The 15,391-nt window shown below is 65.2% G+C and carries 13 protein-coding genes and 1 tRNA gene; 6 read left to right on the forward strand and 8 right to left on the reverse strand.

Going from position 1 to position 15,391, the window contains the following annotated elements; all coding sequences use genetic code 11:
• The first annotated feature begins 15 nt into the window (after positions 1-15).
• A complete protein-coding gene (locus ACN0WF_RS09995; RefSeq protein WP_417772674.1) occupies positions 16-1,362 on the forward strand; it encodes a hypothetical protein in 1,347 nt (448 codons plus the stop codon).
• A 29-nt stretch (positions 1,363-1,391) separates the two neighbouring features.
• Entirely contained in the window at positions 1,392-2,954 is a 1,563-nt protein-coding gene (locus tag ACN0WF_RS10000; RefSeq protein WP_417772675.1) for an amino acid adenylation domain-containing protein, read from the forward strand.
• A gap of 97 nt (positions 2,955-3,051) precedes the next feature.
• On the opposite strand, the gene ACN0WF_RS10005 is transcribed toward ACN0WF_RS10000, so the two are convergent.
• Together ACN0WF_RS10005 and ACN0WF_RS10010 are read right to left on the reverse strand one after the other, a co-directional pair.
• A tRNA-Cys gene (locus tag ACN0WF_RS10005) sits at positions 3,052-3,127 on the reverse strand.
• Between the two features lie 280 nt (positions 3,128-3,407).
• Positions 3,408-3,869, reverse strand: coding sequence for an Lrp/AsnC family transcriptional regulator (locus tag ACN0WF_RS10010; RefSeq protein ID WP_417772676.1), 462 nt, complete (start codon positions 3,867-3,869; stop codon positions 3,408-3,410).
• Positions 3,870-4,300: 431 nt separating this feature from the next.
• Here ACN0WF_RS10010 and ACN0WF_RS10015 point away from each other — a divergent pair, with 431 nt between their 5' ends.
• The 3 genes from ACN0WF_RS10015 to ACN0WF_RS10025 all read left to right on the forward strand — a co-directional run bounded on the left by ACN0WF_RS10015 (position 4,301) and on the right by ACN0WF_RS10025 (position 7,347).
• Positions 4,301-5,332 (forward strand): TRAP transporter substrate-binding protein, encoded by a 1,032-nt coding sequence (locus ACN0WF_RS10015; protein WP_417772677.1) that lies wholly within the window; start codon positions 4,301-4,303, stop codon positions 5,330-5,332.
• Positions 5,333-5,412: 80 nt separating this feature from the next.
• Positions 5,413-5,940, forward strand: coding sequence for a TRAP transporter small permease subunit (locus ACN0WF_RS10020; RefSeq protein ID WP_417772678.1), 528 nt, complete (start codon positions 5,413-5,415; stop codon positions 5,938-5,940).
• A gap of 45 nt (positions 5,941-5,985) precedes the next feature.
• Positions 5,986-7,347: a TRAP transporter large permease gene (locus tag ACN0WF_RS10025; RefSeq protein WP_417772679.1), complete on the forward strand. Its 1,362-nt coding sequence runs from the start codon at positions 5,986-5,988 to the stop codon at positions 7,345-7,347.
• A 133-nt stretch (positions 7,348-7,480) separates the two neighbouring features.
• Here the strand turns inward: ACN0WF_RS10025 and lpdA are convergent, their stop codons facing one another.
• The 5 genes from lpdA to ACN0WF_RS10050 all read right to left on the reverse strand — a co-directional run bounded on the left by lpdA (position 7,481) and on the right by ACN0WF_RS10050 (position 13,725).
• Positions 7,481-8,872 (reverse strand): dihydrolipoyl dehydrogenase, encoded by a 1,392-nt coding sequence (gene lpdA, locus ACN0WF_RS10030; RefSeq protein ID WP_417772680.1) that lies wholly within the window; start codon positions 8,870-8,872, stop codon positions 7,481-7,483.
• A gap of 4 nt (positions 8,873-8,876) precedes the next feature.
• Entirely contained in the window at positions 8,877-10,247 is a 1,371-nt protein-coding gene (locus tag ACN0WF_RS10035) for a dihydrolipoamide acetyltransferase family protein (protein ID WP_417772681.1), read from the reverse strand.
• A 3-nt stretch (positions 10,248-10,250) separates the two neighbouring features.
• On the reverse strand, positions 10,251-11,264 hold the full coding sequence (locus ACN0WF_RS10040) for an alpha-ketoacid dehydrogenase subunit beta (protein ID WP_417772682.1): 1,014 nt from the start codon (positions 11,262-11,264) through the stop codon (positions 10,251-10,253).
• Between the two features lies 1 nt (position 11,265).
• On the reverse strand, positions 11,266-12,498 hold the full coding sequence (locus ACN0WF_RS10045; protein ID WP_417772683.1) for a 3-methyl-2-oxobutanoate dehydrogenase (2-methylpropanoyl-transferring) subunit alpha: 1,233 nt from the start codon (positions 12,496-12,498) through the stop codon (positions 11,266-11,268).
• 75 nt (positions 12,499-12,573) lie between these two features.
• Complete coding sequence (locus ACN0WF_RS10050) at positions 12,574-13,725, reverse strand: acyl-CoA dehydrogenase family protein (protein ID WP_417772684.1); 1,152 nt, start codon at positions 13,723-13,725, stop codon at positions 12,574-12,576.
• 177 nt (positions 13,726-13,902) lie between these two features.
• On the opposite strand from ACN0WF_RS10050, the gene ACN0WF_RS10055 reads away from it, so the two are divergent.
• Positions 13,903-14,376 carry an Lrp/AsnC family transcriptional regulator gene (locus ACN0WF_RS10055; RefSeq protein WP_417772685.1) on the forward strand — a complete coding sequence of 158 codons (474 nt, stop codon included), beginning with the start codon at positions 13,903-13,905 and terminating at the stop codon, positions 14,374-14,376.
• A 27-nt stretch (positions 14,377-14,403) separates the two neighbouring features.
• Here the strand turns inward: ACN0WF_RS10055 and ACN0WF_RS10060 are convergent, their stop codons facing one another.
• Positions 14,404-15,390 (reverse strand): FecCD family ABC transporter permease, encoded by a 987-nt coding sequence (locus tag ACN0WF_RS10060; RefSeq protein ID WP_417772686.1) that lies wholly within the window; start codon positions 15,388-15,390, stop codon positions 14,404-14,406.
• Position 15,391: the final 1 nt, after the last annotated feature.

The following is a 15,391-nucleotide window of genomic DNA, read 5'->3' on the forward strand; positions in this document are numbered from 1 at the left end:
CGAGGAACGACTGCCATGAACATGCACCAGAAGCTGAACTACCAGATCACCCATCGGTTCGACGGTCTCGACATCGGCGAGGATGAAGTCCGCCGCCTTCTCAACATCGCGAGCTGGAACGGCGCGGTGCCGCATTTCAATCGCCGCGGCCGCGGTTCCTGGGAGATGCTCTCCGCCCCGGTTGCGCTCAAGGACGATCCGTCGCGCACCTATCATGCCGCCAAGCTCAAGGGCGTCGGCCTTTGGAACCCGGTGATGCCGGGCGACGCGGAATATTCCAACAAGCTGCATGACGACGCCGGCAACGACCCGGTGCCGCCGCTTACCGATCTTCTGGAATATCTCGTCACCTATCCGCATTTCGGCGTCTCGGCGGAGGGTGAATACAAGTTCGCCTATTCCTCGCCCAGCCCCATTGGCGGCATCGTGCACGAGCGCGCCCACCGCGAGTTCTGGTCGTCCGAACGGCTGGTCAAGGCAGGCGTGCCCACCATCGCGCCCCTGGCCGTGATCCAGTACGACGAAAGCCTGCGCTTTCAGGGCGAGCCGATGGGGGCGGTGATCACCCTGTCTCCGGGCGTGGCCGCCTACAGGATCTCGGAGATCCTGTTCGGGTCGGCGATGGAGCGGGGATCGGATCCGAAGTTCGATGCCCATTACGACGATATCCGCGAGGCGCTGGGGGTGGAGGGCGACCCGGACGACGAGCGCGTCCGCCTGCGCGTGATCTGCGCGCTTGCCCGTCAGGCCGGCAAGCTGCTGCATGATTTTTCGCTCGCCGAGATGTATCGCTACTCCGGCGACTGGGGGAACTTCGTCTACTCGGTCGAAAGCCGCGCGCTCTTCCTGATCGACCTCGATTCCGTCCAGGACCTGAACGGCCTGCCGGAGCCGGTGCGCCCGATGCAGGTCTGGCGCGATCTCGCCAGCGCCATCTACCGCATGGTCGCCAAGATCGGCTACCCGACGGCGCTCGACAAATACACGCTCGACAACCTCCTCGAGTTCGACCCGATCGCGGCGAAGATCCAGGGCTATTTTCCCGAAATCCCCGAGGAGGAGATCCGCGCCGTTTCCAGGCGCATGTGGAGCTATTTCATTCCCCACCTCTTCCTGTTGAAGAAGCACCGCTACGCGATCCGGCACGAGTGGGATGGCGACCGGCGCAAGAGCTACAAGATGGATCACGACCTCTTCTATATCGTTGCGCTGACCTGCCTGCGGCCGCTTTTCGAGCGCTCGCCCGTTGGTCGCAAGTACCCGAGCACGATCACCGAGGCGGATATGTGGGGCAAGGCGGAGCGCTTTCTGGGAGAGCGGATGGAGTATTTCGCCTGGCTGATGAACCGGCCGGTCGGCTGAGGCCGGGATCGGCAAGTGAGGAGAGCGGGATGGCGAGAACCCCCTGCCTGTTGATCGAGGAGATGGCCGCGCGCGCGCCCGAGGCTCCGGCCCTGTGCTTCGAGGGGGAGACTGTGGACCGCGGCGCGCTCCAGCGTCGCGCCAACCGCATTGCCCGCTGGCTCACGGCGCAGGGTGTCGGCCGGGGCGACCGCGTGGCGGTCTGTCTCGACAAGTCGCCCGATGCGGTCGCCGCCCTTCTCGCCATATGGAAGGCGGATGGCGTCTGCGTGCCGCTCGACGCCAACGGCCCTGCGCCCCGGCTGGCGACGGTGCTGGCCGACAGCGACCCGGCCGCGCTGGTGACCTCGAAGACCAAGGCGCGTCGGCTCGACGCGGTCTGCGACGAGGGGGCGGCACTGCCCCGCCGGCTCGAACTTGGCGACGAGGAGGCTGAAGCGGGGCTGTCAGGGCTCGCGGATGGGCCGTTGCCGCGCCGGTCGCTCGACGAGGACCTGGCCTATATCCTCTACACCTCCGGCTCGACCGGCCGGCCCAAGGGCGTGATGATCACCCACCGCAATGTGATGGCGTTCAGCGACTGGGCGGGATCCTATTTCGACCTGAGCGAGGCCGACCGGGTGTCCTCGCACGCGCCGTTTCACTTCGACTTATCCCTGTTCGACCTCTGGACGACGCTCGTCCACGGCGCGACCGTCTGCCTGGTGCCGCAGGGGATTGGTTTCCTCGGCGTCGATCTCGCGCGGTTTCTAGCGGACAACCGCATCACCGTGTGGCAGTCCGTGCCCTCGGTGCTGATGCTGATGGCGAAGCATCTGGAGCCGGGGCAGCCGGGGCTTGAGACGCTGCGCCTCGTCTTCTTTGCCGGCGAACCCTATCCGCCGCCGGCCCTGCGCGACCTGATGGCCAGGGTGCCGCAGGCCCGCTACGTGAACATCTACGGCTCCACCGAAGCGAACGATGTGACCGCGCTGGAGATCGACACCCCTCCCGGTGATGCGCCGCTCCCCATCGGCCGGCCCTGCGCCCACATGGAGGCAATCGTCGTCGACGACGAGGGACGACTTGTTACGGGAGAGGCGGCGGTCGGGGAGCTCTGCGCGCGCGGTCCGACGGTGGCGAAGGGCTACTGGCGTGATGCGGAGATGACCGCCGCGCGCTTCGTGCAGAACCCCGTCCATGCGCTCTATCCCGATCCGGTCTATCGCTCGGGGGACATGGTCGAGCGCGGCGCCGACGGAATGCTGCGCTATCTCGGCAGGCGGGATGCGCAGGTGAAGATCCGGGGCAACCGTGTCAATCTGCGTGAGGTGGAGGACGCGCTGCTTGTTCATTCCGCGATTGCCGAGGCCGCGGTGATCGATGTCGCGGGAGAGGCGGGCGCGCGACAGCTCAAGGCCTGCCTGGTCCTGGCCGGTGGAGCGGAACTCTCCGCGCGTGACCTCAAGCGCCACTGCCTCGCGCAGCTACCAGCCTATATGGTGCCCGAAATCGTGGAGATGTTTGTCGATATTCCGAAAACGTCGACCGGCAAGATCGACCGCCAGAGCCTGCGCCGCTCCGCCGAGAAGGCGACCGGACCCGCGAACTGAGCCTGCACGTCGCCGTGCCTTAACCTGCCGGGCGCCGCAAGCGCGGCGCGCAAAGGTCATGACCGAGCTTGAAGGACCGATTTTCAAAAAGGGAGAGTGGAGGCCTCGCCTGGACTCGAACCAGGATACAGGGAGTTGCAATCCCTTCGCGTCGCCATTTCCGCCACGAGGCCTCAAGTAAATAGTGATGAAATTCAAATTCAGTTCATTTCGAATAAGTGATTATCATCGTATTGAAAGTTTTTTTCATGGTCAATTGGGCTGAGTAAATCGATATATCTTGAAATCGACCTATCGGAGCAGCGTGTGATCGAGGCGGAGTGTTGCCGCACAATGGCTGTTTGGCGGGCCGGGAGCGCCGAGCGCCCCGCTCCGTGTCGGCGTTGCGCGGTGCTGCCGGGGCCGGGCGCGCGTTGCGGCCTTGTCGCGCTGAGCGCCGGTGAACCCGCCACCTCAGATAGGCAGGAGCGAGGTGTACTTCATTTCCTCCAATATCACTGTGCTCTGTATCTCACGCACGCCCGGCATCATCACGAGCTTCTCTCGCAGCAGGATCTGGTAGTGATCCATGTCGCGCACGACGACGCGCAGATGAAAATCGAAGTCGCCGAGCATCAGCTGTACGACCTGAACCTCGGGAATCCGGAACGCCGCTTCCTGGAAGACGGAGATGGACTGTCGGCCGTGTTCGGAGAGCTTGATGCGCGCCAGGATGATCGCGTGAAAGCCGAGTTTTCGCCGGTCGAGCAGAACGGATCGACCGATGATGATGCCGTCTTCCTGCAACCTGCCGATGCGCCGCGAGCAGGGGGATTGCGACAGGCTCACCCTGTCCGCGACGTCGGAAACGGTCAGGGATCCGTCGTTTTGAAGCACCCGAAGAATCTTCAGGTCCGTTTCGTCGAGCATTGACATGCAATTACCTCCAGACGTAACTTTCACGCGCATTATATGCACAGTAGCGCGGGAATCGCCCGGAAAAAGGCAAGTTTAGTCGATTTCGCGCCCCTATATTCTAGGCGGAGAGCCGGCGGGCAAGCGCCGGTTGGGGAGGGTGCCGGAGCGATCCGGAGCAGCTTGAAATGGCCGGTTTTCCTGGGAGGGGAGGCTGGGCGGACGACGGTTTGTACGTTCCGCGTTCCATGCTCAAGACCATCGCGACGCGCCGCCAGCAGCGCGAAATCCCCCCGACCGTCGTGTTTACCCGGCCTATTGGCCGGCGTCGGCTTTTGCGTCGCGTAAAGCGCGGTCGCCATCAGGGAGGATGGCGTCAGCAGTCGCGGCGTTGCTCCTGCGCGGTTTTCGCGGGGGGCGTGCCTGAGCAGCGATAATGGGAGGAAACCATCATGTCCTGGAAAACAAGTCTGAGCCTTGCCACCGCCCTCGTGACACTGGCCGCGGTGCCGGCGGTCGCGAAGACCCTTGAGATGACCAGCGTCTACCCCGGCTCGTTTCCGATCGTCGGGGACATCGGCAAGGACATCGGCAACCGCGTTTCGAAACTGACCGGCGGCGATCTCACCTTCACCTTCAACGAGCCGGGCGCCCTGGTGCCGGCGCCCGAGGCGTGGGACGCGGTCTCGACCGGCGCCGTCGACGCGGCCTGGTACTCGACCGGCTTCGCGCAAGGCGTGATCAAGTCCGCGGCAATGTTCACCTCGGTTCCTTTCGGCCCGGAAGCGCCGGAATACCTCGCCTGGTACTACAAGGGCGGCGGCAAGGAAATCTGGGACGACATCGCCGCGAAGCACAACATCGTCAGCATCGTCTGCACCACGACGCCGCCGGAGGCTTCCGGCTGGTTCCGCAAGCCCATCGACAGCCTTGATGATCTCAAGGGCATGAAGATGCGCTTCTACGGGCTCGGCGCGCGGGTGATGGAGAAGCTCGGTGTCCAGACCCTGACGCTGCCGGTCGGCGACACGGTGCCGGCGCTCGAGCTCGGCACCATCGATGCCGCCGAAGTGTCCATGCCGGCGCTCGACCAGAAGCTTGGCATGCAGGACTACGCCAAGCACTACTACTTCCCCGGCTGGCATCAGCAGACGTCGCTCTATTCGCTCATCATCAACAAGGATGTGTGGGACGGCCTGAGCGAGAACGAGCAGGCGGCGATCAACGAGGTCTGCCGTTCGGCGGTGGCCGAGTCCATCGCCTGGGGCGAGGCGATCCAGTTCGAGGCGCTGAGCCAGCTCAAGGAAAAGGGCGTCGTCATGCACAAGTGGTCGCCCGAGATCCTTGCGGCGATGGAGGCGGCCTGGCTCGAGGTTGTCGAGGAGATGAAGGCCGAGGACGAGGACTTCGCCCGCGTCTGGAAGTCTTACTCAGACTTCCGCACCAACTACGCCGAGTGGCGCGACCTCGGCTACATGCGCTGATCCCTGCTTGAGACCGGCTTCGGGAGATGCCGGATCGCGATGATCCGGCATCTCCTCTCTCACCAGCGAGGAAACGCGATATGGAACGACTGGCGAGCCTCTTCGCGGCGTTGCCGCGGGGCGCCCATGCCATCGGGAGCTGGATGCTTCTGATCCTGGCCTTCGTCATCGGATATGACGTTCTCGGCCGCAAGTTCTACGATACCGGCTCGATCATGCTGCAGGACCTGGAATGGCACCTGCATGGCGCGGCCCTGATGCTCGGCCTCGGTGCGGCCTATCTGCGCGATGCCCATGTCCGCGTCGATCTCTTTCGCGAGGGCTTCTCGCGCAAGAGCAAGCTCTGGCTCGAAGTCTTCGGGATTGTCTTTTTCCTGATCCCCTATGCCAGCGTGCTCTTTTGGTTTTCCATCGATTATGTCCTGCGCGCCTATGCGTCCGGCGAGGGGTCGGTGTCCGGCGCTGGCCTCGCGCACCGCTGGATCATCAAGTCATTCCTGACGGCAGGCTTCGCGCTTGTTGTCCTGTCGGCAATCGCCGTGCTGCTGCGCGCCATCGACTGCCTGAGGGATCCGGAAGGCACCTCGATGCCCTTCGTCGAAGACTGATCGGGTTCCCGCCCATTCCAATTCCAGATCGAAGGACGCTGCCGAATGCTCGCGGAAATGCTGCCGGTGTTGATGTTCGCCTGCCTGGTCCTCTTCATATTCACCGGCCTGCCGGTGGCCGCCGTGCTCGGCGGCGTGTCGCTGGTCTTTGCCGGCATCGGGTTGGCGATGGGCGAGATACGCCTTGCCCACCTTCCGTTACTGGTCAACCGCATCTTCAGCGGTATCGTCTCCAACTCGGTGATGGTGGCTGTACCGATGTTCGTGCTCATGGGCACGCTCATGGAGAAAAGCGGCATAGCCGAAGACCTGCTTGAAGGGTTGCAGACGCTGATGCGTCGCGTTCCTGGCGGTCTTGCCATCGCAGTCACCATGATGGGAACGATCCTTGCCGCCTCCACCGGCATCATCGGCGCCTCGGTGGCGATGCTGACGCTTCTCGCCTTGCCGATGATGCTGCGCTCGGGCTACGCGCCCTCGCTGGCCACCGGCACCATCGCCGCCTCGGGTACGCTTGGCATTCTTATCCCACCGTCAATCATGCTTGTCATCATGGGCGACCTGCTGACGGTCTCCGTCGGCAAGCTGTTCATGGCGGCGCTGATCCCCGGGTTGATGCTGTCGGGCTTCTATCTCCTCTATATCGTGACCGCGAGCGCGCTGCGACCGAAGCTCGCACCGCGCGCGACGGAGCCGCTCAGCGCCGAGGAGCGGCGCGAGTTGTTCTGGAAACTGTCTTCCGGCCTGCTGCCGCCCGCACTTCTCATCGGTCTCGTGCTCGGGTCGATCCTCGGCGGCTTCGCGACGCCGACAGAGGCCAGCGGCGTCGGCGCGCTCGGCGCCCTGGCACTTGCGCTGTTCCGCCGTCGGCTGTCGCTGGGCGGGCTGCACGACGTGCTGACCCGCTCGCTCAACACGGTGGCGATGATCTTCTTCATCTTTGTTGGCGCGACGGCCTTCAGCTATCTCTTCCGCCGCTTCGGCGGGGAGCATCTGGTGCTCTCGCTTGCCGATGCGTCGGTGCTCGGCCCCTGGGGCGTCCTGGCGGCGCTGATGCTGCTGATCTTCGTGCTCGGCTTCTTCTTCGACTGGATCGAGATCACGCTGATCATCCTGCCGATCTTCGCGCCCATCGTTGCCAAGCTCGATTTCGGCGCGCATGTTGCCTCTGGAGACGCGGTCTACTGGTTCGCCATTCTCGTTGCGCTCAATCTGCAGACCAGTTTCCTGACGCCACCATTCGGCTTCGCCCTGTTCTATCTGAAGGGAACGGCAAGAGCGCTGGTCTCGCTGAAGCAGATCTACCGGGGCATCATCCCCTTCGTCATCCTGCAGCTCCTGGCGCTGGCGGTGGTCGTCACCTGGCCGGAGGTGGCCATGTGGCTGCCGAACAGGATGTTCGACTAGAACTCGGGAAGGAGCGGTCGACGGACTGCTCCTTCCCGGCTGTAGAAGCGGTCCTGGTTGGCGCCGGCACCACAACGAAAAATGCCCGGCCAAACGGCCGGGCATTTTCCTTTCCGAGACCCTGGACGGGTCGTCAGATATGCAGCGCGTGTCCCATCGCGGCGAAACAGGCCTCCTGCAGCGCCTCGCTCTGGGTCGGGTGAGCGTGGATGACGCCGCCGATGTCTTCGGTGCGTGCGCCCATCTCGATGGCGAGCGCGAAGGCGGCGGACAGCTCCGACACGCCGCGCCCGACAGCCTGCAGGCCGAGCACCAGATTGTCGCTCTTGCGCGCCACCACCCGCACGAAGCCGTCCTCGGCCTCCATGGTCATGGCGCGGCCATTGGCGGAGAAGGGGAAGAGGCCGGTCGTGACTTCATGCCCCTCCGCCTTCGCCTCGTCAGGTGACAGGCCGCAGGTGACGATCTCCGGGTCGGTGAAGCACACGGCCGGAATGCAGCGCTTGTCCCAGCGCCGCTTGTGGCCGGCGACGATCTCCGCGACCATCTCGCCCTGCGCCATGGCGCGATGGGCCAGCATCGGCTCGCCGGTCACGTCGCCAATGGCGAAGACGCCCTGCATGGAGGTCTTGCACTGGTCGTCGACGCGCAGGAACGCGCCGTCGGTGGCAAGGCCGAGGCTGGCAATGTTGCCGCTTTCCGAAAGCGGCCGCCGGCCGACCGTGACGAGCACCTTGTCGGCCGCGATCTCGCGGGTCTTGCCGTCCGCCGTCTCGATTTCCAGCCCCTTGTCGCCCAATCCTTTCGCCTTCGTGTCGACGAGTACCTCGACGCCGAGGCTCTTGAGCGACTTCATGACCGGTCGGGTCAGCGCATTGTCGTATTGTGGCAGGACTCGGGAGGCGGCCTCGACGACGGTCACCTTCGAGCCGAGCTTTGCAAAGGCGGTGCCGATCTCGAGGCCGATGTAGCCGCCGCCGACGACGCACAACGTCTCCGGCACTTCGGAGAGCGAGAGGGCTCCGGTCGAGCTGATCACCTTGCCGCCGAACGGCAGGAACGGCAGTTCCACCGGGGCGGAGCCGGTGGCGATGACCACCTGTTCGGCACGGATCTGAACGGTGCTGCCGTCCGATGTGACCTTGACGGTCTTGCCGTCTTGGAAGGTGGCGCGGCCGGCCATGAGCCGCGTGCCGGCCTTCTTGAGCAAGCCGGCGACGCCGGCGTTCAGCCGGCTGACGATGCCGTTCTTCCAGTCGAGCGTCGCGGCGAGATCGATCGCGGGTGACGCCGCGCTGATGCCGAGTGCGCCGGAGCCGGAGGCGAAGCGGCTCAGCTTGTGGAATTCCTCGGCGGCATGGATCAGTGCTTTCGAAGGGATGCAGCCGACGTTGAGACAGGTGCCGCCGGGCTTTTGGTCGTCGATGACGATGGTGTCGATGCCAAGCTGGCCGGCGCGGATGCCGCAGATATAGCCGCCAGGGCCCGCGCCGATGATCAGCAGCCTGCAGGTGAGGTCGCTCATCCGGTCACTCCTCGATGAACAAGAGGGCAGGGGTTTCCAGAAGCGATTTGAGCTTCTGGACGAAAACGGCCGCGTCCCATCCGTCGATCACCCGGTGATCGAAGGAACAGGAGATGTTCATCATCTTGCGCGGCTGGAAGGCCTGGCCGTCCCACATGGGGCGCACAGCCATCTTGTTGATGCCGACAATGGCGACCTCCGGGTGGTTGATGATCGGCGTCGTGGCGATGGCTCCAAGCGGGCCGAGCGAGGTGATTGTGATGGTGGAGCCGGAAAGCTCCTCTCGCGCCGCCTTGCCGTCGCGCGCAGCACCTGCGAGCCGGGTCAGTTCGCCGGCGGCGTCCCACATGGAGCGGGCCTCCGTATGGCGAACGACAGGCACCGACAGGCCGGCCGGCGTCTGCGTGGCGATGCCGATATGGACCGCATCCGACTGGTGAATGACGCCGCCGTCATCGTCGAAGGTGGCATTCATTTCGGGCTGGGCGCGCACCGCGGAGACGATGGCGCGCATGACGAAGGGAAGCACAGTGAGCTTGCCGCGGGCTGCGCCATGCTCGCTGTTGAGCTTTGCCCTGAGCTCTTCCAGGGCGCTCATGTCGACTTCCTCGACGATGGTGATATGGGGAATGCGCGACTTGGAGAGCGCCATTTTCTCGGCGATCTTGCGGCGCATGCCGATGACCTTGATGTCGCGTGTCCCGGTCGCCGGCATCCGTCCGGCGGGCGCTCCCGTTGAAGGACCCTGCTCGATATAGGCGTCGAGATCCTCGTGCAGGATGCGCCCGGAAGGACCGGACCCGCCGACAAGGCGAAGGTCGATGCCGCTTTCGAGCGCACGCCTGCGAACCGAGGGAGCGGCGAGGGGCTTTTCGCCACGGGCAAGCGGCTTGCGCTGCGGGGTGGGGCGCGGCGCCTGCTGCGGGCGGGGCGCTGCCGCTCCGGCAGGCGTTGCCGCCGCTTTCGCGGAAGACCTGGTGTTGCCGCCATCGCTCGGCGTGGCAGCGTTCTCATTGTCGGCGCCGGGATCGCCCCCCGGCTCGTCGTCTTCCGGCCGGTCGCCCGCCTGTGCCGGGGCGCTTGCGCTCGCGGCAGAGGTGGAGGGGGCTGAGCCACCCTTGTCGTTGCCTTCGCCCTCGACCTCGATCTGAGCGAAGCGGTCGCCGATGGCAATCGTGTCGCCCGGTTCTCCGCACAGCCAGACTACCTTGCCGGTGACCGAGGAGGGGACCTCGATCGCCGCCTTGTCGGTCATCACGACGCCAATCACGTCGTCCTCGGAAATCTCGTCGCCGACGGCAACGCTCCATTCGGTAAGTTCAGCCTCCGCGATGCCTTCGCCGACATCGGGCAGGGTAATGGTGTGGATGCCCATGTCTCAGCCCTCCAGCACTTCGGCAAATGCGCGCTTGATCCGGTCCGGTCCCGGGAAGTAGGTCCACTCCTGGGCATGCGGATAGGGTGTGTCCCAGCCGGTCACGCGCAGGATCGGCGCCTCCAGGTGGTAGAAGCAGGTCTCCTGAACCACCGCGCTCAGCTCCGCGCCAAACCCGGAGGTCTTCGTTGCCTCGTGAACGATGACGCAGCGCCCGGTCTTCTTCACCGACGCCTCGATGGTCTCCAGGTCGAGCGGCAGCAGCGTGCGCAGGTCGATGATCTCCGCGTCTACCCCGGCTTCCTCCGCCGCGGCCTGTGCCACATAGACCATGGTGCCATAGGCCAGGACCGTCAGCGCCGAGCCCTCGCGGTGGATCTTCGCCTTGCCGAGCGGCACCGTATAGTAGTCCTCGCTGACGTCGCCGAGCTCATGCTTCTTCCAGGGAACCACCGGACGGTCGTGATGGCCGTCAAAGGGACCGTTGTAGAGCCGCTTGGGCTCGAGGAAGATCACCGGGTCCGGATCCTCGATGGCGGCGAGCAGCAACCCCTTGGCGTCGCGCGGATTGGATGGCACCACCACCTTCAGACCGGCGACATGGGTGAACAGGGCCTCCGGGCTCTGGCTGTGGGTCTGGCCGCCGAAGATGCCGCCGCCGGTGGGCATGCGGATCACCATCGGGCAGGTGAACTGTCCTGCCGAGCGGTGGCGCATGCGCGCCGCCTCGCTGACGATCTGGTCGTAGGCGGGATACATGTAGTCGGCGAACTGGATCTCGACGACGGGCTTCAGTCCGTAGGCGGCCATGCCGACGCCGGCGCCGACGATGCCGCTTTCGTTGATCGGCGCGTCGAAGCAGCGGTTCGCGCCGTATTTCTTCTGGAGGCCGGCCGTACAGCGGAACACACCGCCGAAATATCCCACATCCTCGCCGAAGACGACGACGGTGCTGTCCCGCTCCATGGCAAGGTCGTGGGCGTTACGGATCGCCTCGATCATGGTCATGCGTGCCATGTCAGAACCCCGCTTCCTGGCGCTGCCGTGCAAGATGCGCCGGCATCTCGGCATAAACGTCGTCGAACATGGAGCGCGGCGAAGGCTGGCCGCCGGAAATCAGCGTGCCGTTCGCTTCCGCCTGCTTCTGGCAGGCGCGCACCGTGTCGTTGATCTCCGCTATTGTCTGGGTTTGGCGTTCCTCCGACCATTCGCCGATGGTCACGAGGTGTTTCTTCAGGCGGTCGATGGGATCGCCCAGCGGCCAGGCGCTGACCTCGTCCTTGGAGCGATAGGCGGAGGGGTCGTCCGAGGTCGAATGGCCGCCGGCGCGGTAGGTGACATGCTCGATCAGCGTCGGGCCGAGACCTGAGCGTGCCCGCTCCGCCGCCCAGCTCGCCACCGCGTGGACCGCCAGGTAATCGTTTCCGTCCACCCGGATCGAGGGAATGCCGAAGCCGTGGCCGCGCGCGGCGAATGTCACCGCTCCGCCTCGGGCCATGCCTTGGAAGGTCGAGATGGCCCACTGGTTGTTGACGATGTTGAGGATCACCGGCGCCTTGTAGGTGGAGGCGAAGACCATGGCCGCATGGAAGTCGCTCTCGGAGGTCGAGCCGTCACCGATCCACCCGGCCGCGATCTTGGTGTCGCCGGCAATCGCCGATGCCATGGCCCAGCCGACCGCCTGGATGAACTGGGTGCCGAGGTTGCCGGAGATGGTGAAGAAGCCATGGTCCCGGGCGGAGTACATCACCGGCAGCTGCCGTCCCTTCAGCGGATCGGCGGCATTGGAGTAGATCTGGTTCATCATGTCGGCCATCGGATAGCCGCCGGCGATGAGGAGCCCCGCCTGCCGGTAGGTGGGGAAGTGCATGTCGCCGTCGTCGAGCGCCATGCGGAACGCGCAGGCGACCGCCTCCTCGCCCAGATGCTGCATGTAGAAGCTGGTCTTGCCCTGACGCTGCGCCTTGAGCATCCGTTCGTCGAACTGGCGCAGGGTCATCATGTGGCGCAGGCCCTCGCGCAGGGCGTGGGCGTCGAGCAGGCCGGCCCAGGGCCCGACCGCCTCTCCGGCCTTGTTGAGCACGCGCACCACGGAAAACGCCATGTCGCGCATGTTCTCCGGCGCCTCGTCGACCTCGGGTCGTCGCACCGCGCCGGCGCGGGGGATCTCGAAGTCGGAGAAGTCAGGCGTATCGCCGGGTCGGCAACCGGGTTCTGGAACATGCAGCGATAGCGGTCGTGGAGCGGTCATGGAAACTCCCTTGTCGACGTCAGGGCCGGCCGGCGGCCGCCCTTGTGATTTCAAACGCATGGGCAGCGAAACGGTTCAGGACCGATCGCGCTCGGCCAGAAGGCTGCGCGCGACAATGACGCGCATGATCTCGTTGGTGCCTTCCAGGATCTGGTGGACGCGCAGGTCCCTCACGATCTTCTCGATGCCGTAATCCTCAAGATAACCGTAGCCGCCGAAGAGCTGGAGCGCATCATTGGCAACCTTGAAGGCGGTGTCGGTGACGAAACGCTTGGCCATCGCGCAATGCTTGGTGGCGTCGGCCGCGCCGGTGTCGAGTTTCCAGGCGGCCTGCCGCAGGAAGATGCGCGCCGCGGACAGCTCGGTCTCCATGTCGGCGAGGCGGAACTGCAGGGCCTGGAACCGGTCGAGCGGCTGGCCGAAGGCGCTGCGCTCGCCGGTGTAGCGCAACGCCGCGCGAAGGGCCGCCTCCGCCCCGCCGAGGGCGCATGCGGCGATGTTGAGACGGCCACCGTCGAGCCCTTCCATCGCATAGGAGAAGCCGCGTCCCTCCTCGCCGAGCAGGTGGTCGGCGGGGACGGTGCAATCGTCGAACTGGACCTGTGCGGTCGGCTGGGCCTTCCAGCCCATCTTGCGCTCCAGTGCGCCAAAGCTGAGGCCATCGGTTCCCGCTGGTACGGCGAGCGTCGAGATACCCTTGGGGCCGTCCTCTCCGGTCCGGCACATCACAACATAGAGATCCGAATAGCCGCCGCCGGAGATGAAGGCCTTGTTGCCGGTGAGGCTCCAACCGGCATCGTTGCGTGTCGCACGGCTCCTGAGGGCCGCCGCATCGGAGCCCGATCCGGGCTCGGTCAGGCAGTAGGAGGCCACCGCCTTCAGCGAGGCAAGCCGTTCCATCCAGGTGTCGCGAATGGCCTCGGAGCCGTATTTCGCAATCATGTTCAGGCACATGTTGTGAATGGATATGAAGGCCGCAACGGACGGGCAGGCCATCGACAGGGCCTCGAAGACGAGAACCGCGTCGAGGCGCGTCAATCCGGTTCCGCCAAGCTCCTCGGGCACGTAGAGCGCTCCGAAGCCAAGCTCTCCGGCGGCTTCAAGAACCTCGCGCGGGATGGTTCCCTGACGCTCCCAGTCGGAGGCGTGCGGTGCGATGGCCTCTTGCCCGAAGGCGTGGGCGGTGTCGAAGATCAGACCTTGCTCTTCCGACAGTGCGAAATCCATGAAAGCGCTCTCCCTATAGCGTTCGTGCACCGACTCCTCCTGTCGGCGGCAACCTGTGGCTGCGATTTTCCGGGATTGTCAGCTCGATCAGGTGGAATTTCTTTTCGAATTTGCTTTGAAATCGCCAATATGAAAAATCATGTGCCGGCTTTTTGGGAAAGTTAAGGGGAATGTTTCATGGCACGACAGCTCGACGAAATTGATCGCAGAATTCTCAAGGCGCTGGTCGATGACGGGCGGCTTTCCAACACGGAACTGGCCCGCAAGGTCGGGCTGTCGCCCAGTCCGTGCTGGCAGCGGGTTCGTCGGCTGGAGGAAGAGGGGATCATCACCGGCTATACGGCCGTTCTCGACCAGGAGGCGCTGGGCATGGGCGACACGGTGATGATCGAGGTCTCGCTCGACCGGCACAACGCCGACACGCTGGAGAGCTTCGGCCAGTCGATGGCGGCTCTGCCGGACGTGCTCGAGGTGCACATGATGGCGGGGGAATACGATTACTTCGTCAAGGTGGCGGCGAGCGGCACCAAGGGGGTGGAGCGCTTCCTGCGCGAGCAGCTGTTCGGCGTGGAAGGCTTGCGCAACTCGCGTTCGAGCTTCTCGCTGCGCTGCCTGAAGCGTGTGACGTCCTGTGTGCCGGACGAGGCCTGAGGCTCGTTCGGGCCTCAGGCGCCATGGTCAGTTTCGCCGTCCGACCAGCGCGAGCACGAAGATTGCGCCGAGCGCCGTTGTGACGATGCCGACGGGCAGTTCCTGCGGTGCAAGCAGTGTACGCGCGGCAATGTCGCTGGCCAGCAGAAGTGCCGCGCCGATCAGGGCGGCGAGCATGATCAGGCCGCCGTGCAGCGGCCCGGCGAGCGCGCGTGCCATATGCGGAACCATCAGGCCGACGAAGCCGATCACGCCGGTCAGCGAAACGAAGGCGGCGGTGCCGAAGGCGCAGACCAGGAAGGTTGTGGTGCGCAGCCTGCCGACATCGACGCCCAGTGTGCGGGCGGTGTCCTCGCCGGCGAGAATCGCGTCGAGACGACGGTGGTTGATCGTGGCAAAGGCGAGAACGGCGGCAAGGCCGACGGCGGCGACGGGAAGGATTTCCCAGCGCGCGAGGCCGAGCCCGCCGAGCGACCAGAACAGAACCGAATGGGCGGCGCGCTGGTCTCCGGCGAAGACGAGGTAGTTGGTCAGCGCCATGAACAGGAAGGACACCGCGAGACCGGCCAGCACCAGTTGCGCCGGCCCCCGGTCGCCGAGTCTGGCGTTGAGCGCCAGAACCACCGCGGAGGCGGCCATGCCGCCGGTGAAGGCTGCGGCGGGCAGCGTCCAGATGCCCAGCAGGTCGCCGGTCACGGTGATGACGAACACCGCGCCGGCAGCGGCACCGGATGAGAGGCCGAAGAGGAACGGGTCGGCGAGATCGTTGCGCGTCGTTGTTTGAAGCAGGCAGCCGACAACACCGAGGCCCGCGCCGGTGAGCAGGGCGAGGATCGCGCGCGGCAGGCGCAGGTCGGTGACGATGCGCCCCAGTGGCGTGGCGGCTTCCGGTCCGCCGGAGAGCGCGCCGATGACCGTCGACAGGGGAAGCGGCGTCGACCCGACCACGATCGCGGCAATGACGAGAACCGCGACCGCCAGCACCCCGGCGGCCGCGAGTACGAGCATGCGCATG

Origin of the sequence: Stappia sp. (assembly GCF_048268045.1) — a bacterium.
GTDB lineage: Bacteria > Pseudomonadota > Alphaproteobacteria > Rhizobiales > Stappiaceae > Stappia.

Excerpts from the sequence above, each read along its gene's own strand:
- ACN0WF_RS10050 (WP_417772684.1), bottom strand. The coding sequence starts at position 13,725 with ATGGATTTCGCACTGTCGGAAGAGCAAGGTCTGATCTTCGACACCGCC.
- ACN0WF_RS10020 (WP_417772678.1), top strand. The coding sequence starts at position 5,413 with ATGGAACGACTGGCGAGCCTCTTCGCGGCGTTGCCGCGGGGCGCCCAT.
- lpdA (WP_417772680.1), bottom strand. The coding sequence starts at position 8,872 with ATGAGCGACCTCACCTGCAGGCTGCTGATCATCGGCGCGGGCCCTGGC.
- ACN0WF_RS10040 (WP_417772682.1), bottom strand. The coding sequence starts at position 11,264 with ATGGCACGCATGACCATGATCGAGGCGATCCGTAACGCCCACGACCTT.
- ACN0WF_RS10035 (WP_417772681.1), bottom strand. The coding sequence starts at position 10,247 with ATGGGCATCCACACCATTACCCTGCCCGATGTCGGCGAAGGCATCGCG.
- ACN0WF_RS10010 (WP_417772676.1), bottom strand. The coding sequence starts at position 3,869 with ATGTCAATGCTCGACGAAACGGACCTGAAGATTCTTCGGGTGCTTCAA.
- ACN0WF_RS09995 (WP_417772674.1), top strand. The coding sequence starts at position 16 with ATGAACATGCACCAGAAGCTGAACTACCAGATCACCCATCGGTTCGAC.
- ACN0WF_RS10015 (WP_417772677.1), top strand. The coding sequence starts at position 4,301 with ATGTCCTGGAAAACAAGTCTGAGCCTTGCCACCGCCCTCGTGACACTG.
- ACN0WF_RS10055 (WP_417772685.1), top strand. The coding sequence starts at position 13,903 with ATGGCACGACAGCTCGACGAAATTGATCGCAGAATTCTCAAGGCGCTG.
- ACN0WF_RS10060 (WP_417772686.1), bottom strand. The coding sequence starts at position 15,390 with ATGCGCATGCTCGTACTCGCGGCCGCCGGGGTGCTGGCGGTCGCGGTT.
- ACN0WF_RS10000 (WP_417772675.1), top strand. The coding sequence starts at position 1,392 with ATGGCGAGAACCCCCTGCCTGTTGATCGAGGAGATGGCCGCGCGCGCG.
- ACN0WF_RS10045 (WP_417772683.1), bottom strand. The coding sequence starts at position 12,498 with ATGACCGCTCCACGACCGCTATCGCTGCATGTTCCAGAACCCGGTTGC.
- ACN0WF_RS10025 (WP_417772679.1), top strand. The coding sequence starts at position 5,986 with ATGCTCGCGGAAATGCTGCCGGTGTTGATGTTCGCCTGCCTGGTCCTC.